The organism is Halobacteriovorax marinus SJ (assembly GCF_000210915.2).
GTDB lineage: Bacteria > Bdellovibrionota > Bacteriovoracia > Bacteriovoracales > Bacteriovoracaceae > Halobacteriovorax > Halobacteriovorax marinus.
Map to the genome: position 1 here is coordinate 980555 of NC_016620.1, position 25404 is coordinate 1005958.

General features: G+C 36.7%; 24 protein-coding genes. 14 read left to right on the plus strand and 10 right to left on the minus strand.

The window, feature by feature from the left end:
• Nucleotides 1-4: 4 nt before the first annotated feature.
• The 4 genes from BMS_RS04850 to sfsA form a co-directional block, all read right to left on the minus strand.
• Entirely contained in the window at nt 5-910 is a 906-nt protein-coding gene (locus BMS_RS04850) for a hypothetical protein (RefSeq protein ID WP_157765661.1), read from the minus strand.
• A gap of 58 nt (nt 911-968) precedes the next feature.
• A complete protein-coding gene (locus BMS_RS04855) occupies nt 969-2072 on the minus strand; it encodes a hypothetical protein (RefSeq protein ID WP_014243677.1) in 1104 nt (367 codons plus the stop codon).
• 191 nt (nt 2073-2263) lie between these two features.
• On the minus strand, nt 2264-3157 hold the full coding sequence (locus tag BMS_RS04860; protein WP_014243678.1) for a polysaccharide deacetylase family protein: 894 nt from the start codon (nt 3155-3157) through the stop codon (nt 2264-2266).
• A gap of 82 nt (nt 3158-3239) precedes the next feature.
• Nucleotides 3240-3971: a DNA/RNA nuclease SfsA gene (gene sfsA / locus BMS_RS04865; RefSeq protein WP_014243679.1), complete on the minus strand. Its 732-nt coding sequence runs from the start codon at nt 3969-3971 to the stop codon at nt 3240-3242.
• 146 nt (nt 3972-4117) lie between these two features.
• On the opposite strand from sfsA, the gene BMS_RS04870 reads away from it, so the two are divergent.
• The gene (locus BMS_RS04870) at nt 4118-5479 is read left to right on the plus strand and encodes an HD domain-containing phosphohydrolase (protein ID WP_014243680.1); all 1362 of its coding nucleotides are present in this window, start codon (nt 4118-4120) and stop codon (nt 5477-5479) included.
• On the opposite strand, the gene BMS_RS04875 is transcribed toward BMS_RS04870, so the two are convergent.
• Nucleotides 5469-6833: an HD-GYP domain-containing protein gene (locus BMS_RS04875; RefSeq protein ID WP_014243681.1), complete on the minus strand. Its 1365-nt coding sequence runs from the start codon at nt 6831-6833 to the stop codon at nt 5469-5471. The genes BMS_RS04870 and BMS_RS04875 overlap by 11 nt on opposite strands.
• A gap of 153 nt (nt 6834-6986) precedes the next feature.
• Between BMS_RS04875 and BMS_RS04880 the strand changes: the two genes are divergently transcribed.
• Both BMS_RS04880 and BMS_RS16720 read left to right on the plus strand, forming a co-directional pair.
• Nucleotides 6987-7892, plus strand: a complete 906-nt coding sequence (locus BMS_RS04880; RefSeq protein ID WP_052590577.1) for a class I SAM-dependent methyltransferase — start codon at nt 6987-6989, stop codon at nt 7890-7892.
• 181 nt (nt 7893-8073) lie between these two features.
• A complete protein-coding gene (locus BMS_RS16720) occupies nt 8074-9327 on the plus strand; it encodes a GAF domain-containing sensor histidine kinase (RefSeq protein WP_014243683.1) in 1254 nt (417 codons plus the stop codon).
• 36 nt (nt 9328-9363) lie between these two features.
• Here BMS_RS16720 and BMS_RS04890 read toward each other — a convergent pair whose 3' ends face one another.
• The gene (locus BMS_RS04890; RefSeq protein WP_014243684.1) at nt 9364-11835 is read right to left on the minus strand and encodes a zinc-dependent metalloprotease; all 2472 of its coding nucleotides are present in this window, start codon (nt 11833-11835) and stop codon (nt 9364-9366) included.
• 113 nt (nt 11836-11948) lie between these two features.
• Here BMS_RS04890 and BMS_RS04895 point away from each other — a divergent pair, with 113 nt between their 5' ends.
• The 4 genes from BMS_RS04895 to BMS_RS04910 all read left to right on the plus strand — a co-directional run bounded on the left by BMS_RS04895 (nt 11949) and on the right by BMS_RS04910 (nt 16082).
• A complete protein-coding gene (locus BMS_RS04895; protein WP_014243685.1) occupies nt 11949-12587 on the plus strand; it encodes an orotate phosphoribosyltransferase in 639 nt (212 codons plus the stop codon).
• Nucleotides 12588-12730: 143 nt separating this feature from the next.
• Nucleotides 12731-14002 carry a citrate synthase gene (locus BMS_RS04900; RefSeq protein WP_014243686.1) on the plus strand — a complete coding sequence of 424 codons (1272 nt, stop codon included), beginning with the start codon at nt 12731-12733 and terminating at the stop codon, nt 14000-14002.
• A 189-nt stretch (nt 14003-14191) separates the two neighbouring features.
• On the plus strand, nt 14192-15229 hold the full coding sequence (locus BMS_RS04905; protein WP_014243687.1) for a small ribosomal subunit Rsm22 family protein: 1038 nt from the start codon (nt 14192-14194) through the stop codon (nt 15227-15229).
• Nucleotides 15230-15239: 10 nt separating this feature from the next.
• Nucleotides 15240-16082 carry a LysR family transcriptional regulator gene (locus BMS_RS04910; RefSeq protein ID WP_044557303.1) on the plus strand — a complete coding sequence of 281 codons (843 nt, stop codon included), beginning with the start codon at nt 15240-15242 and terminating at the stop codon, nt 16080-16082.
• 52 nt (nt 16083-16134) lie between these two features.
• Here the strand turns inward: BMS_RS04910 and BMS_RS04915 are convergent, their stop codons facing one another.
• Both BMS_RS04915 and BMS_RS04920 read right to left on the minus strand, forming a co-directional pair.
• Nucleotides 16135-16398 (minus strand): type B 50S ribosomal protein L31, encoded by a 264-nt coding sequence (locus BMS_RS04915; protein ID WP_014243689.1) that lies wholly within the window; start codon nt 16396-16398, stop codon nt 16135-16137.
• 114 nt (nt 16399-16512) lie between these two features.
• Nucleotides 16513-16794 carry a hypothetical protein gene (locus tag BMS_RS04920; protein ID WP_014243690.1) on the minus strand — a complete coding sequence of 94 codons (282 nt, stop codon included), beginning with the start codon at nt 16792-16794 and terminating at the stop codon, nt 16513-16515.
• A gap of 129 nt (nt 16795-16923) precedes the next feature.
• Here BMS_RS04920 and rpmG point away from each other — a divergent pair, with 129 nt between their 5' ends.
• Both rpmG and BMS_RS04930 read left to right on the plus strand, forming a co-directional pair.
• Nucleotides 16924-17100, plus strand: a complete 177-nt coding sequence (gene rpmG / locus BMS_RS04925; protein ID WP_014243691.1) for a 50S ribosomal protein L33 — start codon at nt 16924-16926, stop codon at nt 17098-17100.
• 162 nt (nt 17101-17262) lie between these two features.
• On the plus strand, nt 17263-18711 hold the full coding sequence (locus tag BMS_RS04930) for an HD domain-containing phosphohydrolase (protein ID WP_044557304.1): 1449 nt from the start codon (nt 17263-17265) through the stop codon (nt 18709-18711).
• Here the strand turns inward: BMS_RS04930 and BMS_RS04935 are convergent.
• On the minus strand, nt 18692-19723 hold the full coding sequence (locus BMS_RS04935) for a DUF4340 domain-containing protein (RefSeq protein WP_014243693.1): 1032 nt from the start codon (nt 19721-19723) through the stop codon (nt 18692-18694). The two genes, BMS_RS04930 and BMS_RS04935, sit on opposite strands and share 20 nt — an antisense overlap.
• A gap of 106 nt (nt 19724-19829) precedes the next feature.
• Here BMS_RS04935 and BMS_RS16725 point away from each other — a divergent pair, with 106 nt between their 5' ends.
• Both BMS_RS16725 and BMS_RS04945 read left to right on the plus strand, forming a co-directional pair.
• On the plus strand, nt 19830-20423 hold the full coding sequence (locus tag BMS_RS16725; RefSeq protein ID WP_014243694.1) for a MotA/TolQ/ExbB proton channel family protein: 594 nt from the start codon (nt 19830-19832) through the stop codon (nt 20421-20423).
• A gap of 9 nt (nt 20424-20432) precedes the next feature.
• The gene (locus BMS_RS04945; RefSeq protein ID WP_014243695.1) at nt 20433-20852 is read left to right on the plus strand and encodes an ExbD/TolR family protein; all 420 of its coding nucleotides are present in this window, start codon (nt 20433-20435) and stop codon (nt 20850-20852) included.
• On the opposite strand, the gene BMS_RS04950 is transcribed toward BMS_RS04945, so the two are convergent.
• The gene (locus tag BMS_RS04950) at nt 20849-21586 is read right to left on the minus strand and encodes a PilZ domain-containing protein (RefSeq protein WP_014243696.1); all 738 of its coding nucleotides are present in this window, start codon (nt 21584-21586) and stop codon (nt 20849-20851) included. The two genes, BMS_RS04945 and BMS_RS04950, sit on opposite strands and share 4 nt — an antisense overlap.
• Before the next feature lie 174 nt (nt 21587-21760).
• Between BMS_RS04950 and BMS_RS04955 the strand changes: the two genes are divergently transcribed.
• The 3 genes from BMS_RS04955 (at nt 21761) to BMS_RS04965 (ending at nt 25403) form a co-directional block, all read left to right on the plus strand.
• Entirely contained in the window at nt 21761-23452 is a 1692-nt protein-coding gene (locus tag BMS_RS04955; protein ID WP_014243697.1) for a S8 family serine peptidase, read from the plus strand.
• A gap of 190 nt (nt 23453-23642) precedes the next feature.
• Nucleotides 23643-24035 carry an acyl-CoA thioesterase gene (locus tag BMS_RS04960; protein WP_014243698.1) on the plus strand — a complete coding sequence of 131 codons (393 nt, stop codon included), beginning with the start codon at nt 23643-23645 and terminating at the stop codon, nt 24033-24035.
• A gap of 96 nt (nt 24036-24131) precedes the next feature.
• Nucleotides 24132-25403, plus strand: coding sequence for a purple acid phosphatase family protein (locus BMS_RS04965; protein ID WP_014243699.1), 1272 nt, complete (start codon nt 24132-24134; stop codon nt 25401-25403).
• The last annotated feature ends 1 nt before the right edge of the window (nt 25404 follow it).

Below are 25404 nucleotides of genomic sequence, written 5' to 3' on the forward strand. Positions count from 1 at the left end.
TAATTTAGGGGCATACTTCGTCTAGAAGAATATCAAATGAATTCTCCGTTACGTATTTCTTGAAATTATAGCTAAACGAATTCCACGAAACTTCATTATCTTCTTTAAGGTGACATCCGCTTTTAGAAATCGTTATAAGTTCACTTTCATCTAACTTTAGAGAAGAAATTTTTTGAAAGAAGGCCACGATTGAGTAGGCTTCTGAAGTTTTCAACTCCTTGGCCAAAGAATCAATCAATAGGTCACGCTGGCTTGAGCTAGCGGCCTTAATTAACTTGAAGTAAAATGTTTGCTTCTTCGCTCCTTCTAAGTGAGATGAAGTGGCAATAAAGCTCTCTAAGTCAGTTTGTGATGGATCTGCTTTTAGAAAGAGCTCAGCTGTGCTTTCAATGATACTTTTATTTTCAAGCTTAATAAGTTCACTAAAGTCTAATTCGTTCAACTCAAGCTCTCCAAACTCTAACATTTCATTCAATAGACGTAGTTCTCTAGAGAGTAAGACATGGGCCGGCGTTGAGTGCTCATCAAAGTAGCCATCGGGATCGGCTTTCATTCCACAAAAATCAACCTTTAAGCAATTAAGTAACTTCTTTGACTGCGAAGAGACATATTTTTTTACAAAATCTTTTTTCAGACCTTTTTTTAAATCTTTAATTTCCACTCTGTAGTTATTAAGACCTGTAAAGAGTTGATCCTCACTTATCTTAACTTCTAAGTTCGTTGCTAATTTTTGAACTTGATCATTTATAATTTGATCACCAGTAGGGAGAGACTCTTCTTTTGTAACTCTCTCTGAATCACTTCTCTTTGAGATTCCTTGATCAATAGATTGGTCTGTACTGTAGACGAGATAGAAAATTGCAGAACATGCAATTAGGCCAATGATAAAAACAAATATATTCTTTTTCATTTCATCATTATAGATGAAAAAATGGCCCATACAAAATTATTTATATGGGCCATATTTTCTAATTTAAAATAGCTTCAATTTTGTCTCTATTATTTTCTTCATTCTTGAAGTTGCTTATAATTTGCTCATAAGCTGATCTTGATTCCTCATTCATTTCAAATGAAGTTGAATCAAAAACTCCAATTTTTTCTAGGTTTTCAATATCTAGAACCTTATCGAGGTTTTTAAGAAATCCTTCATCGTGACCTTTGTACGGACTTCCTGAGTCAGCAAAACGACAAGTCTTATTCAGGTTACCTGAATTATACTTCCCGGCCCATGTTCCTCTAATAACTTTCTTGTAGTCAATTGAGTACTTTCTCTTAGAAGGAAAGACGTGCCATTTCTCAAGCTTTCTAAGGCACTCGACTCTTTTTTCCCAAGTCTTAGAAGTACTCTTAAAGTTATAGATAAGAGGCTTGAATCCTTCCATCAGATACTTCAGTCCGTAGGCAAAAGTTTTTCTAAGGGATTTGTGACCATCTTTAGCGAAGTAATTCTCAGTATGCCATCTAATACTTAATTGCATAGCACCCATATCTGTTCCATCACCACCTCGAATAATTTGTCTGATGACGTCGTTGTCTTGAACATTCTTACAGTCAGGGAAGAATGGGTTTTCACCAGTTTTAAAATTTTGAACGAAGTACTTGTAGTTCGTTGATGAAGACTTCTTTTGTTCAAGTTCATCAGCAGTATACTTCTCTTCTAGCTTCTCTTTTGTATAAGCAAAGATAAGATCTCCACTATTGGAGTGATCGTTACAAAGCCCTTTAGAGTCATTAGTCTCTCTAACGTGAAGATAAAGACCTTCTTGAAGAGGAACCGTAAGGGCCAGAGTCATAAAGGCATTATAGGCCTTAACATTTCCTTCATTTAATAGGAACTCAGCTTTCTTGTGGGCTTCTTGAACAAGAATTTTAATATATTCACTACCGTAAGCTTTCTTGGCCTCATCGGTATTTCTAAAAAGAGGAGCATCAATCTCAACATTTGGATTAATAGTACTCATCATTCTATCAAGTGCTGTGACTCTTTGAATTGGACTCTCGGCCTCTAGCGCATTTGTGGCGAGAGTACTTAGCACGGCGAGAGTGCAGATGGACTTCTTTACAAGACTCATATTTTCTCCTTAATCTTAGAATTAAACAGGTGAGTTGTATCGCATTGCGTTATTTTTCTCTACTAAATTCTCATATCTATGTATAATTTTCATTTATAGCAAAGTATTTGTTGTAATATCAGTAGTTTAGAGGGGCGATTGGGGAGAGAAATCACCTGACCCCAAGGATTGGATCAGGTGTGAAATTGATTTTAAAGTAGTGATTGGCAAGATTTATTTCTGTAAGAAAACTCATCTACTTCATCAAGAGGAACAATATCTATATTTTGTTTCTTGGCCTCTTTTATAAAAATCTCTGCGGCTTCAATACTTCTTTCATGAATGTCGTGAAGTAGAGCTACACCACCACCAATTGGGTGATTGATTTTATACTTTTTAATTTCGTACTTAGTATTTCCAAAAATTGTTCTACGAACTTTATGTCTATAAGCTGTTCCCCCTACAACATGGGCAAGAACATTTTGAGCAATTTGCTTCGGACTTAGCTGCACTAACCAGTCTGCAGAATCAATATCCCAGAAGGCGAAGTTAATACAATTCTCACCATAGATTCTATCACTAACGTCCTTCATGATATTGAAGTGGTGGTAGAATTTATTCTGTCCATAGGCACCGTATGGGAACCTATAAAAGCTAGAGATTTGATTAGAGTTATACTTTCTCTTTAGAGATTCAATCATACTTACTGTATCGTAGAGTTCATCTCTAAAGACTTGTTCGCTTTCACCGTTATTATTGTCGTGATCGTGATCGTGACTTGCAAGGATATGTCCCTCTTTTAGTATTCGCTCGATAATATACATATTAGAAGCGTTAACATTCTTAGTGAGAATGAAGAATGTTGCCTTAACATTTTCTCTTTTAAGCATATCTAAAAGCTTTGGAGTTCTCGTATTGTGAGGTCCATCATCAAATGTAAGTACAACTTTATTAGAATTTCTTAAGGACTTAGTTCTATACTGCTCAAAGCCGGTATCGACTTTTGGTCTATAAACATAATTATTCTCTGGAAACTGCTTCTCTACAGCGGCCATCGTATTTACTGTTAGTACTAACGAAGCAGCTGCTAAAATTGGCTTTATCATAATTCAAATCCTTGTTTAAACTTGGCGCGACAATATAACTGAAAAATTCCATTGGCAACGCGGTGTGTAAAAAGGATATTCTCTATAGTACAAGCTCAATCGGGTGAAGAACCTCAATACCTAACTCGTTTAATTTACATTGGTAGACTAGAACTTCGACCCCTTCGCCGTGGGCCAGCTTAAGAAGCTCACTATAGCGAGGGTCAATTTCAGAGGCCGGAGAAAAAGAATCCACATCCTCTCTTTGAACGATATAGAGCATACAGGCCCTGATTCCATTTTTCTTGATCTCTCTCAATTCTTCTAAATGCTTTTGACCTCTCTCGCTTACGCTATCTGGAAAGAGTGCCCTCTTATTTTCACCAAGCAGAGTTACATTCTTTACCTCAACATAGCACTCTTTAATAGGCTCACTTTTCTTTCCATTGTAGAGATAGATATCAATACGGCTTTTGCCAATTTTCTCTTCGCCTTTTATTGTTTCATAGCCTTGCAACTCTTTAATCACACCTGATTCAATAGCTTCCATTGCCAACTTATTGGGAAGGGAAGTGTTGACTCCAATCCAAGTGTCACCATTGTGAGTAAGCTCTAAACTATACTTGAGTTTTCTCTTCGGATTATCATGGTAGCTAATGAGGACATTCCAATTCTCATCCCAGCAGGTTTTCATACTACCCGTATTGGCAGTGTGAGCGACAATAACCTCTCCCTTTTTATGAAGGGGAGTGTCTTCGCTAAGTTTTATATCTGCTAAAAATCTCTTATATCTCTTAAGAATTATTCCTCTATAAATATTTGATTCAAATTTCATTTTAAACTCGACGGTTATACTCAGCTAATAGGTAATCTTAAGACATTATGGAAATATAAGAAACTATAGTCAAGTTATTGAATTAGCTAATGAATCTAATTCAAAATAATGTTAAAATTGGTAGAACTTTTTAACGATAAACTATTATGAGTCAAGCATTAATCATTTCAGATAACGAAGTTCTAAATGATCTCTACACTGTTAACTTAGAGGTCTACACTGGTACAAATGTCACAGTAAAAAGAAATTGTGATGAGGCCATTGAACTCTTAGACCTACATCCAAATATTGATGTAGTGATTACTCTATGTATGTTAGAGGATACTGATAGTGGTGCTGTTATTTATAAGCACCTTATTGAAAATGATATGGACGTACCTCTTATAGTTATTGGAAAGAAGAGTGATGTTCCAAGCGAGGTTCCTCAAGTTAGCGGTTGTTATGACTTTAAGCTTTTAGTGAGAACGGTTGCAAAAGTTTTAGAGATCACAGCTAAAGATATGGCGGTTCTCTCTGTTCCTGAATATTATCCGATTCCCATAAAGCTCTTCTACAATGTTAATGAAGTTCCTTGTGATGTATTTTTTAAAATTAAAAAATCAATGGTTGAAAGTGAATACTTAAAAATCTTCTTTAGAGGAGATGCACCTTCTCCTGGAATTAAGAAGTATATTGATGAAGGAGTCCACTTCCTCTATGTAGACTCATTGAAAAGATTAGAGATGATTAATCTTGCTAGTGAATGTATCTTAACTGAATTAAAAAGACTTAATGGTTCAGATGTTTCCGATGAGAAGAAAGTTGAAGTCATTGAACAAGGTATTGAATTAGTTGCCAATAGACTCTTTGAGACCAAAGAAGTTAATGAGGAGATAATTAAAATCTCTGAAACTTGTATGGAATCAATTAAAGATGTCGTTACTAATAATCCAAAGTTAGAAAATATTTTAAAACTCCTAACTGCAAATAGAGCAAGCTATCTTTATTCTCACTCAATTATTGCAACCTATGTAGCCACTCATATTATTAGAACTATTTCATGGGGTGGGGATAGTCATATTGATAAGATTAATTTTGTCTTCTTCTTTCACGATATGTTCTTAGCGCCAATTTATACTAAATACCCAGAGCTTCGCTATGAAGAAGAAGCTCTCTTTAATAGTAAGTTGACTGAGGAAGAGAAAGAGACTGTTCTCAGTCATGCGAGACTCGCCGCTGATGCCTTAATGAAGTACCCGAGACTACCTCTTGGGGCCGACCAAATTATTCTCCAGCATCACGGAATGACGAACGGGCAAGGCTTTGCCATGAACTTCAAAGATGATATCTCTCCACTAGCAAAAGTTATGATTATAGCTGAGGCCTATACCGAAGAGCTGATGAAAAGCTTAGAGGAAAGTGAAGGAGAGAAGGCCACAAAAGAAGATATTGTCGCCCAGTTAAAGTCTAGATATTCTAAGAGTACTTATATAAAGATCGTTGAGACTCTATCTGAAATCAAGTTCTAACCGTTTTTTCAAGAGCACTTAGAGGCTCTTTGAAGTTTCCAATATTGTAATCAACTTTTAATTGCTCGATGATTCGAATCTTATCGGCTTCACTCTTTCCTGTTATGGCGAGTCTTGATACATATGTACTGGCCAAGATAAATGCACATGAGTGAGCAGTCATCTTATTGGCCGTAACACCGAAAGGAAATCCTGTTCCATTTGGTTTCTCATGTTGTTGAGCAATGATGAAGTCAGCTTCTGAATATCCTTGAAATTGTCTGGCTATCTCTGCGGCTTGAATAGGGTGGGCGAGATATTCGTCTTGTTCTTCTCTAGTAAACATCTGTAAGTTTGGATCATCTGCACCAGTTACTTTAATTAGGTCTTCGTTACTAAGAGTCGTATCTTGTAGGAGAGAGGCCAGTCCTAGCTTCTTTCTAGAGAGGTCTGACTTCCAGCCTAGATTGTGTAGGATTGCTTCACAGTAGTAAGAAGTAAGGATTGCCTGTTCAGCGAAGTCACCATTTTTAAATGGGATTTGTCCTACAACTTCACTAATCGTTTCATGTCTTCTTATGGTCTTATCTGTAGTATCAATAATTAATGAACAAAGAGCTTGAATATCATCACTAACACCAATCGCTCTTATATATTGTTGAATAATAAGAGCACCCCTTATCTGGTTGCCAAAGATGGCCTTAAGTGAGGCTCCTTTTTGAGAGAGTCCCGCTGTCACTTTTTCAATCCCATCTTCTAACATTTTTATAAAGTCATTCTTTCCGAGATAGAGATTTTTTATATTCTTCTTTGCATAGGTTTGTATTTTAGCGTGAGTGTATGGTTGATTTCGTTTTATGATTTTAATAAACTTCGTTTGAGTTAGTTCGAGATAAACATCATAGGGAACAACTTTAAACATATAGAAGTTTCTAATTCTCATAGGAAGTAGTTCTTCTCTATCAATTTCTTCAATGGACTCTTCGAATTCTTCTTTCTTGGCCCACTCAAGAGTTGAGCTAATAACACTTTTAAAATTTTCCACATCGTAGGGTGTGTAGATAATGCCGTTTATAGGATGACCATTATATAAGTCGTTATCAACTCTATCCTTAATGTGAACTTCTGAACCCATGAAAATGATAGGTCTCTCTCCAACAGTTTCTAGAATTTTTTGTCCCAATGTCGTAGGGTTCTCTTCTCTAATAGATGCTTCAATCATAACAATGGCAAATGGTCCCTCATAGGAGAGGTGATCGAGAGCATCATTCCCATTCAAGCAGCAAATGAGTTCTACTTTAGGAAAGTTTCCCGCAAATAATCTATTGAGCGTTGTCCACTCTTCCTTATTGTCGCAAATATATAATGCTTTCATTAGAACCTTTAAAAATAAGTATTTATTAGCCTATAGAGGATAACATATATATATTATCGCGAAGTAATATCTAGTAAAAGGCTGAAAATAGGTATAGTAAATAAGCTATTTTTAGGTAGAAAAGCACCTTTGCAAACACCTGTGGGCGAATTCATGAGTGAGAGAGAAATTAATTTTAAAAGTTTAGAAATAGAGATTGATAGTGCTATTGAAAGAGCAGAAGTGACTCGTATTCTACACGGACGCGGAGGGACATATCCAGGGTTGGAGGAAGTGAATATAGACTTATATCCTCCTGCAATTTTTGTTTCTCAATTTAAAGATGAAGATATCTCAGATTTAAGGTCATTTTTAATTGTTAAATATTCCACAAGGAATACTGTGATTTTTCAGGAGCGTTTTAATAGAGAAAACTCTCTGACAAAGTTTGGTAATGATCTCCCTAATCCTCATAGTGTTAAAGAGCATAGTGCTAAGTATTTAGTGAATTTAGCTAGTAATCAAAATACTGGTCTCTTCCTGGATATGAGAGAAAAGAGAGCAGAGTTAATTGAAAATTGTAGAGGCCTCGATATTCTCAACCTCTTTAGTTATACTTGCTCTCTTTCAGTTGCTGCTATGTTGGGAGGAGCCAATAAAGTAGTAAATATCGATCAAAAGAAATCCTTTCTTAATATAGGAAGAGAGAATCATCGCTTAAATGGTATCGAGGGAAGTGTTATATATAAGAATTGGGATGTATTAAAATCTCATAATCAAATAGGGCGTCTTGGCCCTTTCGACTTGATTATATGTGATCCTCCATCCAACCAAGGAAAAAGTTTCTACTATAAGAAAGATTACGCAAAGATTATTAAAAAGCTTGGAGGCTATCTAAAGCCTGAAGGTCAATTTATGGCCTGCTTAAATTCACCCTTTGAAAGCACTCAATTTTTAAAAGATCTCTTTCTTAGTGATGAGAGAGAGTGGGAATTTTTAAGAGAGGAGTTTTCAGCTGAAGCATTTCGAGAAAAAGACAAAGCTCAGGGCCTTAAAATATGTACTTTTAAACTCTTATAGTACTTGTGCGACAAAGAAATTTGGCGATTTTAAAACTTTCTAACTCTTTTCTTCATTTTGCCTTTTGGCGATAAATTATACTAAAGTTAATAATTATAGTAAGTTGTGATATTGATCAGCGTTTCAATTACTTGTTGTAGTTTAAGATAAGTCTTACATAATTTAACTTAAAGAGAGATGAATGAATTTCTTATCACTTATTAATGAAATGAACAGAGTTTTACTTAATACTTCAGACCTAGAGGTGGGTCTGGATCGTTGTTTAAAGCTCTTGGCCACAGAGTTACGTTTGGACTGTGTTCTCATTGATAAGAATTTTTTAAATGAAGAGACTAATAGAATCTATGTTGAAAATATTTATGAGTGGAAAGTTAGCGACGAAATCAAGCGAGTTGACGATGAGCTACTCTCTAGCTTTAGTTATGAGGATATCTACGAGATCTTTTCAAATACTTTGGCCATAGGAAAACCTCTTTTTAGAAATTCAATGAGCGAAGTTGTTAACCAAACTAAGATAGGTGATTTCTTTATGGACAATGGACTAAAGTCTTTTTTCATTGCTCCTATTTATTTCAATTCTACCCACTGGGGAAATCTCTCTCTCTTTGACTACAAAGAAGAAAGAAATTGGAATGAAATTGAAGATGAACTAATGCTTGCTGTAGGAATTCTATCTTCGTTCTTTAAAAATATGGAGACGAGAGATTTATTTGGTCAGGAGCTCTGCTCAAATCACGCAGCCAAGATGGCCACCCTTGGGGAAATGGCCTCAGGGATCGCGCATGAAATTAATAACCCTCTCTTCGTAATAAATGGCTATGCTTCTAAGATTGACTCCGCTATTGAGAGGGGAATCTTAGATGTTCACGAGTTAAAAAATATCTCTCAAATGATTCAACGCCATTGTAAGAGAGTTACAAGTATTATCTCGGGGCTTCGCTTGATTTCTAGAAAGTCAAAGCTAGATGAATTAGAAGTTCGAAACTTTAAAGAGATTATTGAATCTACTATAGATATATCAAAAGAGAGAATACGCTTAGCGGGTATAGAGCTTATAAATAAGATGGACAATATTGATGATATTTCTATCGAATGTCATCCTGAACAAATTTCTCAAGTCATCGTTAACCTTTTGAATAACTCATATGACTCTCTTAGTACTAGACAAGCAGAGAGGTGGATAAGCTTAGATATGGTGGAGCTTGAAGACCGAGTTATATTTTCCTTAACTGATAGCGGAGAGAGAATTGCTTCCGAAATCGCTAAGAAAATAATGCAGCCGTTTTTTACAACGAAAGATTCAGATAAAGGAACAGGGCTTGGACTTAGTATTTCAAAAGAAATCATTTTAAAACACGGTGGGAATTTCTATTTAGATGAGCACTGTGAGAATATGCGCTTTATAATCGAACTCCCCAAGTTAGATTTTGAGTAAAAAAAAAGGCCTTCATTTAGAAGGCCTTTTACTTTTTTAATTTCTGTAAATCTCTTCTTTTTCTTGGAAGAAGTAATCATAGATCGCATCAGGTGCTTGCTCTAGACTTCCATATAGTGAACTAATCATAGACTCTAATTGATTTAAGTCTTCTGCTAATTCACTTTTTAAATTCTTTATAGTTCTCTTGAAGCTATAAGATTTAGGGAAGAAATCAAAATGTAAGAAAGCAGAGGCTCTCTTTCGAAGAGACTTTTCTCCATTTTTATAGTTGTAATAAGGAGTATAAATTCCTTGAACTAGTTCTTCTTCTGACTTTGTAGAAAAAAGTACTTTTACAAGATTTGAGAAGTCCTTATTAAAGTTATCATCTTTATAATGAAATTCTGTCGTAATATGTGGAAGAGCTTCATAGAGAAAAGATGATTCCATTTCTAGGGCATACTTCTTAGCTGCCTCATTCAACTTCTCTTCAAGCTCTGGAGTTAAGTACTCTTGGTAGTAACTCTTTGAGAGATCTAAGAAGTGAGTGATAAACATTCTATTATAGTCGGAGAGAAGTATTCCTTCTTTCTTCTTTGGTGTAATGAACTCAATAAGGTTATGGCTTAGGCCACCAATTTTAAGAAACTCTGTTTCAAGATTTGATCCACTCTTGATACTCTTCGCGCCTTTCTTCGCTCTAAGGGCTAATTCCTTGAAACGATTCTTGGCCATATAAAGTCCATCAGAAGTACCATTTAAGTAGATAGTATCAAACTTCGAAATCTTTTCTTCATGAGTGAGTTGATCATTACTTAGGAAATTAAAAGTATCTTTTAATAGTCCATGAGCGATATTTTTCATCGATCTTTCACTACCATATTTCTTTTCTTCTAAAACATTATTGAAGGCATCAAATCTGTAACAATCAAAGAATTCACCAGCATGATCATCAGTACAGAAGTGTAGATTGCTATAAGAAGATGCTCCTTTATAGGCAACATCTACTACGTGCTGATCGTAAAGTAGTGCACTCTCTTCTAATCTAATTTTTGCTCCAGCTAGGCTTGAGAAAAACCCTGGAGTGTAATCCATAACAGAACTTCCTGGAATGACTTCACTGTCAACTTCTCCAGTAAGAAGATAGTGCTTAGAGATTTTATCGTAATTTTTAGAATCAATATTTGTATCTAAGCTCGCCGCAAAGTTATGTCTAAAACCAAGAGTATGTCCTACTTCGTGGGCCACAACCTCTCTGATATAATCTGCTACATAGCGAGTATAAATAATCTCTTTTTCTTGCTCGCTAAGCTCTTTCTCTTCCATTGTTTCAACGAGAGCGTTAAATCTCTCAAGATCAGCTTCAGCTCTTTGCTCACTATTTTCACAAGTGATAGCTGATGCAAAACCTTTAAGGCCAAAGACTTTCTTATTTGTGTGGTCTTCTTTCTTGAAGCGCTCAAAGTATGTCTTAGCCGTTTGATATGAACCGATGGCAAAAGAGCTTGTCATAAAGACGTGAGCGTTTTGAACTTCCCCTGTTAGAGGGTCTGAACTCGTGGCCGCATAGGCAAAACCGGCAGTATCCCAATCTAGCCATTGAACAATATTATATCCAGGTTCAAAAATAGAAGCATCCTTTGGAAGTGCTGCTACCTTCAATACCTCTCGGCCAAAGGCCTTGTTCCAGTAAAGAACACCTTCTTCTACAGCAGCTCTCCACTTAGCTGGAGTATTATCTGTAATGTAGTAGGTTACTGGTTTTGAAATATCGAATTTCTTAATATAAGTCGCTGTGTACTCGTTAATATTTCCATCGGCATCCACTGGGTAGATAGGGTGGTTTTCAAAGTAACCAACATTGTAGAAGCCTGGGCTAGGAGTTGGAGTAAAATTTTCATTCTTTGTATATGTAGAGAAGTCGTACTTAATATGCACTGGTGAAATTTCGGCCGGCTCTTTTCCACTGGCCGGAGTTTCAACTCTTAAAAATTGCTCAATGAAGATATGCTTATTAACAAGCTCTACCTTATTTAGAAAACTCTCGTGAACAATATATGAACTCTCTTTTGAAGGGTCACTGCCTTCTCTCGCAATATAGTACGATCCCTTTAAGAAGAGAGTTTTCATTCCTTCTTCAAAGTTAAATGTGATGCTCGTATTTGTTTCATTGAGGATTGGAAACTTTGCTAAGAGAATTTGCGTCTTAACAGAGTCAGTAACAACCTTTCCACTTGTAGATTCAAACATTCCAATAAAAGGTCCACTCTTTTTAAAGAAGATAACCTTGGAGGCCATTGGATTTCCTGTTGGAGCAGGAGGTGTATCGATGAGTGAAGTCTTAAGTAAGAAGAAGTGCCCAAGGGCCTCTTTCTTAAGCGTTAAATTATAATTATCTTCAGTTGATAAATTCTTCTTAGCACTTTTTGTGCCTGCTAGAAGAGGTGAGTTTGCACTATGAGTGAGTTGCGCCCCTGAGGTTGCACTCGCAATCAGCGCTAGTGTCGTAACGATTATCTTAATCATAAAATTCCTTCTTTGATTTATTGACCCTGTGATGGAGCGAAATGTATACTTTTGCTTGAAACATAGTCAATGAATTAGGTAGGGTCTTAACCTATTTACACAAGGGGTCAAAAATGAATTGTGAGTTGGAAGTTGCTGATATTCTATTAAAAAGTGGATGCTTACAACTTAGACCATCTGATCCTTTTCACTATGCATCTGGACTTCGAGGGCCAATTTACTGTGATAATAGACAGTTACTAAGTCTCCCGGCCCACAGAAAGAAAATTGTGAAATATTTTATCGAAAAGCTGAACGAGAGTGGCTGGGGCTTTGATCAATTGGCCGGACTCGCAACTGCGGGGATTCCTCACTGCTCTTTCATTGCTCACGAAATCGACTCCCCAATGATCTATATTCGCTCTAAAGCCAAGGGTCACGGGAAACAGAATCAAGTAGAAGGTAAGTACTCAAGTGGACAGTCTATTGTTTTAATTGAGGACCTAATTAATCAAGGCAAGAGCTTACAAGATGCCCTTGAAGGGGCGATAGCTAGCGGGCTTAAGCCTGTTGGGGTCTTAAGTATTGTGAGCTACGAGATGGAGCAGGCCAAGAAGGTTATAGAGAAGTTCAACATTGAGTCGATTAGTCTAACAAATTTTTCTACAATTACATCTTTGGCCCTTGAGCAAAAACTGATTTCTGCCGAAGAGCATGTAATGTTAAATTCTTGGCAATCTGATCCAGTGGCCTGGTCTAGCTCTCTAAGCTAGACAAATGCTCTTTGGACGCTTTGCGCTCGACATTATACCTACTTACGTGATAGTAAGATGCAGTTAGAGCACTAGATTTCCTTGATTTTCATTCAAAATTCTTTGTATCTAATTTTTTAATTTATTTTTTTAAAGGAGTATATATGGCAGGTAATGCAAAACTTGATTTAGGGGATAAGACTATCGAACTTCCTGTAATAGAAGGGAGTGAGGGCGAAAAGGCGATTGATATTTCTAGACTTAGGGCCGAGACTGGCTTCATTACTTTAGATAATGGTTTTGTAAATACTGGTTCATGTACTTCTGCAGTAACTTTCTTAAATGGTGAGAAGGGGATTCTAAGATATAGAGGATATCCAATCGAGCAATTAGCAGAAAAATCAAATTTCCTAGAAGTCTCTTGGCTACTTTACTACGGTGAGCTTCCAACTAAAGCGCAACTAGAGAACTTTGAAAAGAAAGTTGCTAGTTTCAATAAACTTCCTGAAGGGCTAGAGACAATTATCTCTACATTCCCAAAGACTGCTCATCCAATGGGTGTTCTATCAAGTGCAACGGCAGCTCTATCTGCTTACTACCAAGATCACTTAGGTCCAAACCCTACGGATAATGATAAGGAAGAGCTATTTGCCCAACTACTTGGTCAAGTTAAGTTAATTGTTGCGAGATCATATAGAAACTCTCAAGGACTAGATCCAATTGAATCAGATTCAAGTCTTTCTTATAGTAAAGATTTTTTAAATATGATGTTTGGAGAAGCAGATGATGAAGTTGCGAAAGCACTAGATGTTCTTCTTATTCTTCACGCTGATCACGAACAAAATTGTTCTGCTTCAACAGTGAGAGTAGTTGGTTCTTCTCACGCGAATATCTTTGCAACAATCTCTGGTGGAATTGATGCTCTTTGGGGTCAATTGCACGGTGGTGCTAATCAAGCAGTACTTGAGATGCTAGAAGAAATTAAAAATGCTGGTGGAGATGCTGAGAAAGCTCTTGAAAAAGCGAAAGATAAAGAAGATCCATTCAAGCTAATGGGATTTGGACATAGAGTTTATAAGAACTTTGATCCAAGAGCTAAGATCATCAAAGTTCAATGTGATAAAGTTTTAGAGAAGTTAAATGTTAATGACCCTCTTTTAACAATTGCAAAAGGACTTGAGAAGCAAGCACTAGAAGATGAGTACTTCGTAAAGAGAAAGCTCTATCCAAATGTAGACTTCTACTCAGGAATCATCTACAAGGCACTAGGTATCCCAACGAATATGTTCACAGCAATGTTCGTACTGGGAAGACTTCCTGGTTGGATGTCTCAGTGGAAAGAGCTGAGAGAGGATCCTGCGGCGAAGATTTGTCGTCCAAGACAGATTTATACAGGTGCAACTGAGCGTAATTACAAAGATTTAGGGGAGAGATAATCCTTTAGTAAATCTTAAGTTAAAGTATTTTATATAGGGCCGATAAGTTTAGTGAAAGTGGGAGAAATTCTATTTTCTGGGCTGGATTTAGACTTATTGGGCTTAGTCTGAAAATAGCTATCTTAATGCTGAGGTCGACATTGTCGGCCTCTTCTTTTTTTTAGAGAGAATTCCTGTAGTATAGATCTTATGAAATTTACATTTAAAGAACTTCGAAGTTCACTTCTGGTTCCGTCTATCTCTGATCACAGTGTTGTTCAAAATCTAACGGCGGTTTCAAAAGGCTTTACTTCACAGCGATCAAAAATAAAAGAGTATGTTATGGACCGAGAAATGGTTTCTGCCTACACGCTCTTTTACTTACCTTCGAATATACCAAAATTAGAATTTGTTTTTGATATGCTAAGCGATGACGTTAAAGAGAGTATCAAGTCGTCGACAATTGTTGATCTTGGGACAGGTCCTGGGACATTTGCTTTTGCTCTTGATGAGTACTTTGACGGAGACGTGGAAGTTGTAGGAGTAGATACAAGTGAGCTCATGGTAGAGCAGGCCCAAAAGATTAACGAATGTCTTTATAAGAACCAGAAGATCTCCTTTAGATCAACTATGCCTAAGAGCTTTAAAGGTGAAACTCTGCTTCTTGGTCACTCATTGAATGAGATGGGTATTGAGAAGTTAATGGATTTAGTTAAGCTTCATGCACCAGAGAATTTAATTATCATTGAGCCAGGAACAAGTGCTATGTTCACTGAGGTGCTAAAGCTTAGAGAGCAAATGCGCGAGTTAGGATTTCAATGTGCATTTCCTTGTGCAAATATTGAGTCTAAGTGCCCTGTGCAAAAGAAGATTGAAGAAGGACAGGAAGATTGGTGCCATCAAGTTCTTCGGATGACTCATGAAGTAGATTTTGAAAGACTTTCACAGATTGCTAAGCTTGATCGCAAGACCATGCCTCTCATTGCTCATGTTTATACGAAGACAAACTTGAAAGGGCCTAAACGTGCTCGTATGGTTCGTTTTTTAAGAGAGTCTAAGTTCTCCTTTGATTGGGAAGTTTGCTTTGAGAGTGAAGGGGAGCTTAAGATGGCCACCTTCGAAGTTTTGAAGAAAACTCTGAGTAAGAAAGAAGTAAAATCTTTACAGAAGATTTCTGTCGGAATTGATTTTGATTATGAGATAATGAAAGAAATTAACTCTGGTCACTTTAAAGTGAAATTACTCTAGTGGGGAAAAAGTGTTACCTAGCTCTAATGACATACAATACTTTTTAGAAGTTGCAAAAACATTGAACTTAAGTCGATCGGCCGAAAGACTTGGAGTGACTCAACCAACGCTTACTCTTGCAATAAAGCGCTTAGAGAGCTCTCTTGGGGTTTCTCTCTTAGTTCGTTCAAAAACAGGAGTGACTCTTACAAGACATGGGGAGAGCTTTCAAAGAGAATCAAAGAAGTTCCTTGAAGAGTGGTTTGAATTAAAGTCAAAAATTATTAAAGAGAAAGATGATATTAGGGGAATCTATTCAATTGGAGTTCACCCTTCCGTAGCTCTTTACACAGTTGGAGATTTCCTTCCTGATCTTTATCGTAAGCACCCTCATTTAGAAGTAAGTCTATTTCACGACTCGAGTCGCATTGTCACAGAGCAGGTGATTTCTCATCAATTAGATATGGGAATCGTTGTAAACCCTGTCAATCACCCGGATCTTGTTATCATAAAATTAATCAGTGATGAGGTGACTTTGTGGGAGAGTTTAAATAATAAAAATAATGATGTTCTCTTATGTGATCCAGACTTAACTCAAACATCTAGTCTTATGCAGAAAATTAAGAAGCAGAGAAATGATTTTAAAAGAATTATTCACTCTGATAATTTAGAAGTTTTAAGAGATCTGGTTGAAAGTGGTGCCGGAGTTGGAATTCTTCCTGGTAAAGTAGTAGGAACATCCAATAAGAAATTAGTTAGTCTAGAAAATGCACCTGTGTTTAAAGATAATATCTGTCTTATATATAGAGCTGATAGAGTAAAGACTAGAGCAAGTGAATTACTTATCTCGACGATAAAGAAATTAAAGCAATAAAAAAAGGGCCAAGTAATTGGCCCTCTCATATTTAAGAAAATTAATTTTAAAATTACTTCTTAAGTTTTGAAGCGTATGCTCCACCGAATTTCTTTCTGAATTTTTCGATACGTCCTTCAGAGTCAACGATTTTCTGAGTTCCAGTATAGAATGGGTGAGATTCAGAAGAGATATCTAGTTTTACTAGTGGATACTCTTGACCTTCAAAAGTTTCTGTTAAATCAGTCTGGATAGTAGACTTGATTACAAATTTCTTGTCGCATGATACGTCAAAAAATAAAACGTCTCTGTACTCTGGGTGAATACCTGTTTTCATAATTATTCCTTTGTTTTCCTTGCCTGCTACAAGGTACTTATTTAATTATTTGAGGGTGTAATTTCGCTAATTTTGCCTTTCTTGTCAAGAGAGAGCGTCAAAATCACTATGTTTTTAGTGGGCGCTACAAGATGAGCAACCATCACTCTCTGGAGGATTCTCAGCATCGAAGATGCTCCAATGTCCATACCTTTTATTTATATCAGAGAGGGCATCTTCGAGCACACTGTGGGAGCTTTGAAAGATTTCCTGGTTCTCATTATCGGTAACAGTTACAAAGTATTGAATTTCTTGAGTTTTAGGAGAAGCTCCCATGGAAATGAAGGCCTTGTACTGCTGAGTCTTATAGTGTACAAATGTCCAGTTCTCTAGTGTTAATTCTTTGGCCGCTAACATATAAATTGAATCCTTGGCGTTTTTACTGTTTTTATCAATTATAGGTTGTCATGCCAATGAAAATCTAGTAGTTTTGGCATTCGAAAACTTTTAGAAACTGTATTTTGATATATTTATCCGGAGGAAAACGTGGCTAAAGGACCAAGAGTAGTGATTACACTTGAGTGTACTGAGGCGAGAAAGCTTGGAAAATCTCCATCTCGTTACACAACAACAAAGAACAAGAAAACGACACCAGATCGTCTTGAAATTAAGAAGTATAACCCTTTCTTAAAAAGACACACGATCCACAAAGAAATCAAATAGTAAGTTATTAGAAATTCTTTATATTAAGCCCGCTTTTTAGTGGGCTTTTTATATTTTGTAATATCAAATAGTTAGCCTCAATTCTCTTCTTTTTTTCCTTAATTTTCCCATTCCAATTGCCGATGAGTTTTAAGCAGATTGATTAATTGTTGCGAGGGAACTTTGGCCTTAAAAATACTACTAGCAGATCCAAACGAGACATGGCTTGAAAAAGCTTCAAAAGTTTTGAAGGAACAGTTCTATGAAGTGGTCGCCGTGAGTAGTGGTAAGGATGCGCAACTTGCTCTCTACAATGATAAATTCTTCGCAGTAGTTCTAAACTTTGACTTACAAAATCACAGTGGTCTTCAAGTTCTCAAATTTATCCAAAGAAATCATCCTAATCAAAGAGTGCTTGTTATCTTAGAGAGCCAAAGTATCTTAGATGAAGAACGAGTGACAGAGGATCAGCTTAAGAAGTTTGCGACTGTTGAAATTCTGATTAAGCCATTTGAAGTTGAATATATAAAAGAAGTTCTAGAGGGGCATCAGTCACTCGGAGACTTCATGAAAAACATTCAACGAAGAGAAGGACAGTCAGAAGAAGTTGAAGTTGATAACTCTGATGAAGAGTTCACAAAAGTAAGAATTGATGACTTCTACTCAGCAAAAGCTGTTCTCTTTGATGTCTATATAAAACTTAAGTCTAGTAAATATATAAAGATCCTTCACTCAGGAGATACATTCTCTAAGGAGAGAATTGATAAGTATAGAAATGAAAAGAATGTTGAGCATCTCTATTTTCACAACTCGGATAGAAGAAAGTTTATTCAGTATCATAATCAACTCGCAAGTAAGTTGATTGATAATAAGAAAGTTCCAACAGACTTAAAAGTTAAGATGGTTCGAAATGTCGCTGATAAGTATATTCAAGAAGCATATACTCAGGGAATGAAGCCACAAGTGGTGGAGCAGGGGAAAGAAGTCTGTGAGAATATTTATAATCTCGTAGAACAAGAGAAAGACCTCTATAAAACTCTAAAGAGTTATCAAGAATTTGATCCAACGGCATTCACTCATTCTTTTTTAGTGACGTTATTTTCAACGGCCATTATTAAACAATTTGAATGGCAATCGAAGACAACTATTCAAGCAACCGCTCTGGCCTGTTTATTTCACGATATTGGAAAAATGAAACTTCCAAAAGAGTTGATGGAGAAAAGACCTCTAGAGATGGATGATGATGAATATGCCCTCTATATGACACATCCACAAATTGGTGTTGAGATTATAGAAGAAAATAGAATGATTAATAACTCGGTAAAACAAATTATTCTTCAGCATCATGAGTATTATGATGGAACAGGTTTTCCATATAAGAAGAAAGGATCGAAAATTTTAACCCTCGCCAATATTGTTTGCCTTGCAAATGACTTTGTTCATATTATGATTGATGGTGAATTAGATCCACCAGGTGCCCTTAAGAAAATTCTCTTAGACCAAGACCAGGTGACGAAGTACAACTCTATGATCATTGAGAACTTTATTAAAGTTTTTGTGGACCCAGCTAAGATTGTAAAAGAAACTTCTCTACCTTCAAACTCTAAAGTCGTTAGTAAAAAAGCTTCTTAATTGAAAGCTTCTTAAATGATCTTTGTGACTTACTGAAAGAATTCAAGAATTGCTTTTCTATTACATAGGGATGAGGTCTATTAGAGGCCTTTACGATAAAGGTTTGTCTCTTCTCCATCTTTATGTCTGGTAGAGTGTTAATGAGATATGAGACTTCATAGAAAACTTTCTCACCGGACTTATCAAGAACTTCAACAGTGTAACTTGGGTTGGAGAAGTATCTTGTAAGAGCTTCATCTAATTTTTCAGTTCTCTTATCTAAAATAAGTGAAGACTTTAATGAGAGAAGCTCCATGAGATAATCTTCTACGGCCTTTGGCTCTAGGGTGTTTCCACTATTATCAATCCAACCATCTTTTTCACTACGAATAGAGAGTCTCTGATTTGTTGATGGAATTTTTCCTCTGTAGATTTTAAAATCTTGAATAGACTTAAGGTCTTGCGTAAAAATCTTTGGCTCAATAAAGTTAGAAAGACTGAGCCCCTCCATAGAGTTTTTTAGTGCATCCACATGGTAGATGGCATCTTTATTTGAAAAGGTTACATAAGTAGAGTTATCAATAGGATTTACCAATCCAATATTTAAATAATTCTCTTTCCCTCCAAAATATGAAATTTTTAACTTCATAAGAGGGGAGTCGAGTGAAAAGTTAGAAATATTAATTGTATCCTTTGGCAGGATTTGTCTTATTTTAATTTCTTTTAAGTTATCGAGGATAGACTTTACCGTTGAACTATTACTTGGCAGGTTTCTAGGAGAAGTTAATGACCAAGATTGAGATTTGTCCTTATCAATTTTAAAAGTTCCAAGTCTATTCTCTAATTCAATGGAGTCAATTTGATCAACTTCTTCTGGTTTTAGTAGAAGCTGATATCTGCTTAGGGCAGTATTTTGATTTAAAGGAGCTTGAAAGAATTCACTGGCCAGCCCTCCGATAAAGAGAACGAGAGCAAACATGATAATGAGAAAATTGGCCGACTTTGTGCGATCTGTCGAAATCTTAACAAGCACTTAAACCTCAAAGCTAGAGTATCCTTTTGAATTATTCTAACTTGATAAATTGAGTAAGTATAGAGATGATTAATGCCTTAAATAATAGATTTATCTAGGACACAATATGTTTGAATTATTTAATGCTGGTGGTTTTATAATGTATCCACTACTGCTTTGTTCACTACTCGTTTGGTTTGTTACATTTGAAAAAATTCGCTTCTTAAATAATCTAAAAAAAGATATCGACCTGATGTTTATAAAGGGACAGGCGCTATTAAAAGAAAATAAAATTCATGAGGCCAAGGGGCTTTCTCATAGTATCCATCCGCTTCTTAGTACACCATACTTAACTCTCTTTGAAAGCGAAGAACTTACGAGAGAACAATGGTCCATGAGACTTGGAAGAAGGCTCATAGAAACTCAACAAGGGCTCAAAAGATCTCTTTGGATAATAGGTACTATTGGATCATCTGCTCCATTCATTGGTTTGTTTGGAACTGTTGTGGGGATTATTAAATCTTTTCAATCGATTGCAGCTTCAGGAAAGAGTGGTTTTGCAGTAGTCGCCAGTGGTCTTTCGGAGGCGCTTATTGCTACAGCTGCTGGAATTATCGTCGCTGTTATGGCAGTGATTCTTTATAATTACTTTCAAAATCGACTTACGAGTGTGAATACGGAAATTAAGAATAGAATGCAAGACTTAATGGATCTTATCTAGGGAAGGAATATGTCTCTTAAATTTAATGAAGAGGATCAAGAAGAAATCATTGCTGATATTAATATGACTCCTCTTATCGATATCATGCTTGTTCTACTCATCATTTTTATGGTGACTTCATCTGTTTCGCTAGAGTCTGGACTTGATATTGATATTCCTAAGACTGTTTCTAAAACACAGAAGAAAGAAGGGGCCTCTGTACTTGTGTCCATGAGTGAAGGAGGGGAGATCTCTGTTCAAGGGAAGAAAGTATCTTGGAATGATTTACAGCAAGCTATTTCAGAATCACTTGCTAGTGAAAACTCTAAATTAGTTATCTTTGAAGGGGATAAGAGTTCTAAACTTGGAATGGCCGTTGAAGTTATGGATATTGCCAAGGCCGCTGGAGCTGAAGAGTTCGCAATTGCGGCCGAGTCGGTTAGTCATTAAAGATCGAGATCGTCGAATTCGTCGAAATCTTCCTCATCTTCCTTAGGCTTAGCTTCTATAACAGGAGCTTCTTGAACTTCTGGCTCAATAGAATGAATAAATTGTCTTAGAAGCGTTCTCTCTCCCTCTTTTAAGAAAGAGAAGTCAGCACCAATTCTATAAGGAAGTCTATTTTTAGAAATAATTCTACTTTTCATATTGTATTCACGACAGAAAACAATATTAGCATTCACTACGAACCTCTTAGGAATAACAAATTCGATTACAATACTTTGACCATTGAGAAATGGTTTACTACTGAAGAAGTAGATTCTATCCATTCCTACTTCGGCCAGAATTGTCCTGCCGATAGAGATATCATCATCGCTTAATAGGGGAGTTCTTTGAATGACTTGGACTTCTTCTTGTGGCCCTGTTGAAGAATCATCCTCACTAGGCTGCTCTTCATTGGATTCTTCTTCGCTTGCTTCACCCTCAGATTCAGCTGCTGCAAGTGCTGCCGCCATCTCATCTTCACCCGTGTCGAGATCATCATCTGACTGGAGAGGGATAACATTATCTACAACATCTCTTTTAGTGCAGTATTCTTTCTTTAATTCTTCAATAGTGAGGTGATCATCTTGAGAGTTTTTTATTTTCTCTTGAATAACCGATTTAAGCTCATCTTTTAAAGACCATATCTTTAAGGAAATTTTTTTTATGAATACTGGATCAGTAGAATTGTTATAAATCATAACTAACATTTTCTCACATTTCACGATGGAATGGGAGGTTAGGGTATAATGGTAATTATTACCTCTAGTTTATTCTCAGAGAGCGACTTAATAATTAAATACGTTAATTTATTTAGTTGATAGCTATGTATTTTTGTCAGGTTTAGAAAGAACCTTATACTCCAAGGAGGGAGAATGAAAAAATCGCATATTATGTTAGGTGCAGCTGCATTTGCCATTACTGCTTCAGGTATGGCAGCAAAGTATGTTCCAGGTGAAATGATTGTAAAAATGAAAGCTGGTTCTGAAAAGAGTGCTTTCACTTCTTTCAAGTCATTAGGTGTTGAGTTAGATAGAACAATTGATCTTACTAACGAAACTCTATTTGTTGTAAAGTTTGATGAAACTAAATCAATGAAGAGCATGACAACTCTTCTTGCTGATAATCCAAATATTGAATATGCAGAGCCTAACTTTATCTATGAAATCGTTAAGCCTGTTTCAACATTTAACATCAACCCTTATATTGCTTCTCCACTAACTGTACAGTCAGATGCATATACTCCAATTGATCCTAAGTTTGGTCAACTTTGGGGATTAGCTAATACAGGTTCTAATGATCCTACAGGTGCAGCAGGTGTAGCTGGTGCAGATATTGATGTAATGAAAGCTTGGTCACTTACTCAAGGTGATAAGAGAGTTAGAATTGCAGTTATTGATACTGGTATCGATTATAACCACCCTGACCTTAAAGATCAGATGTGGACAAACCTTGCTGAGCTAAATGGTGAAGAAGGTGTTGATGATGATGGAAATGGATATGTAGATGATATTCATGGATATGACTTTGCAAATAATGACGGAGATCCTAGAGATGGTCACTCACACGGTACTCACTGTGCGGGAACAATTGGTGCTTCTCATAATGATATTGGTGTAGCTGGTGTAATGGCCGACGTAGAATTTGTTGCAATCAAGTTCTTAGCTGACAACGGTTCAGGTTCAACTGAAGGTGCAATTAAGTCGATTGATTATGCTACAAAAATGAATGTAGATATTATGTCAAACTCTTGGGGAGGGGGCGGACGCTCTCAAGCTCTAGAAGATGCAATCCAAAGAGCAGCTGACAAAGGAATTGTTTTCACTGCTGCAGCTGGAAACTCTTCAACTGATAATGATTCAAGACCACATTACCCATCAAACTATGATGTTAAGAACGTAATCTCTGTTGCGGCAACAACTTCTTCTGATTCTTTAGCAAGTTTTTCTTGTTACGGAAGAAATACTGTTCATATTGCAGCTCCAGGGCACAACATTCTTTCAACTGTTAAGAATGGTGGATATGCTTCTTACTCAGGAACTTCAATGGCAACTCCTCACGTTTCTGGTGCAATTGGTTTATTAATTGCTCAAAACGGTAGAATGGATGTTGAAGAGCTAAGAAATAGACTAATGGCAACTTCTGAGCCACTTTCTTCTCTTAGAGGTAAGACTATTAATGCTGGTAGATTAAATGCTTATAACCTACTAACAAATACTATTCCTGTAAGAAATATGCCAAATCCAAGTGAGTGGGAAACTGTATCTCTTGATGAAGTATGGGAATCAGAGCACCCATATGGTCACAACCTTACTGAGTCTAGAACTTATAACTTCCCAGGAGCTAAGTTCATTAGATTAAGAGTAAGAAAATTAGATCTTGAAAAAGGTTATGATGTTCTAGAAGTTTCTGATTCAAGTAGAGCAATCGCTGAAAAAGTTTCTGGAACAAAAGAAGATTACACTTCTGAGTATGTTGAAGGTGAGACTATGACTGTTACATTTAAGTCAGATAGATCAGTTTCAAAATGGGGATTTGTAATCGACTCTGTAGACGTACAATACTAATTTGAATTAACTCCTATAATTTAAATTCCGCCCACAAACCCCACGAAAGTGGGGTTTTTTAATTGTCTTTACTATCAAAACAAATTAAAGTCTTGCCATCGATAGATGAAGTAGGTGTGATTCCTCGCTGTCCCGCAACGGTTATAGTCCGATCTCTATCAAAAACATTTTCCACCCGAGGAGGTATGAGATGACTTCAAATTATGAAGAAAGAGCGCGTATGTCTCAAACGCGTGTTACCAAAGCAGTTTTTCCCAATACTACTAACCACTACGACACTCTCTTTGGCGGAACGGCCATGCAGTGGATGGATGAGGTTGCCTTTATCACAGCAACTCGTTTTACTCGCTTAAAAGTTGTGACTGTTTCAACAGATAGACTGGACTTTAAAAAGCCAATTCCTGCTGGAACTATTGTAGAGTTAGTTGGAAATGTCGTTCAAGTTGGACGCACAAGTATCAAGGTTCAAGTTCAGGTCTTTGTTGAAGCAATGTTAGAAGACTCAAGAGAGCTGGCACTAGAGGGGAGTTTCTCTTTTGTTGCCCTAGGAGAGGACTCTAAACCTACAAAGATTCTTGTTTAGTGATAAATGTGGGCCTATGTAAGGTCCACACTTAGTGAATTGGTAGACAGTGAAGTTTTGCTATTGATAAGATATTCCTATTAAATAGGAGTTTCTATGCTGATAAGGAAGTTAGCTGTCATATCAATTTTGGTTGCTGTTTCAAGTTTTATTGCGAATGGTTGGCCATGGGTGCAAGATACGGTCTCTAAAGTAAGGCTGACATGGTCAGAAAACCCTTCGACAACCATGAAAATTATTTGGGATACCAAGTCTGAAAATGGAAAGGACCAGGTTCTCTTCTACGATACAATAGATCATGGTGATGATTTCTACGCTTATAGAAATAAAGTAAAAGTTCAAAAATTAACTCTCTATAAATCTATGTTCAATGCTGTTGTTCACCTAAGAGAGCTCACACCAAATACAAAGTACTATTTTATTATTAGAGCAACTGATGGAAAGCTCTCTAAGAGATATTGGTTTAAGACAATCGATGATCATGAAGAGACAAGGCTTTCAATTATTGCAGGTGGAGACTCTCGAAACAATCGAACGCCTAGAGTAGCGGCCAATAAATTAGTTTCTAAGCTTAGGGCCGACTTCGTTCTCTTTGGTGGAGATATGACCAGCTTAGACTTATCAGGTCAGTGGAAGAAGTGGTTTATAGATTGGGATCACACTATCGCAGCTGACGGAAGAATTACTCCAGTAATTGTGGCGAGAGGAAATCACGAAGCTCGCAACGAGTCGATCTCTAAATTATTTGATACGGCCAGTGGAGTTTACTATTCCGTCTCCTTTGGAAATGATCTTCTAAAAGTCTTTGTTCTAAATTCAGAAATTTCAATTAACGGAGACCAGCTTGTGTGGCTTCGTGATGAGCTCTCTCAGAGTGAGAGTTCTATTTGGAAGTTTGCTCTCTATCACCGACCAATGCGCCCACATACGGCCAAGAAGAGTGAGAATGATCGCATCTATCAAGCTTGGGCCCCGCTATTCTACGAGCATGGGATGAACTTAGTAGTTGAGTCCGACTCCCATACTGTTAAAACCACTTATCCTGTGAAGCCTAGCCACGAAGATGGACACGATGAAGGCTTTGTTAGAGATGATGAGAGAGGATCAGTCTATACCGGAGAGGGGTGCTGGGGTGCTCCTTTGAGAGATAATAACGACGATAAGTCATGGACTAGGTCATCGGGAAGTTTTAATCAATTTAAGTGGATTCATCTAGATAGAGATAGTGTAGAGATGCGAACTATTGCAGTAGATAATGCTTTTGAAGTGAGCTCTCTTAGTGATGATAACCGCTTTGCCATTCCTTCAAATTTAAAAGTTTGGACTCCTAAAGAAGGAGCAGTCGTAACTCTTAAGAGTAGGAATTAAA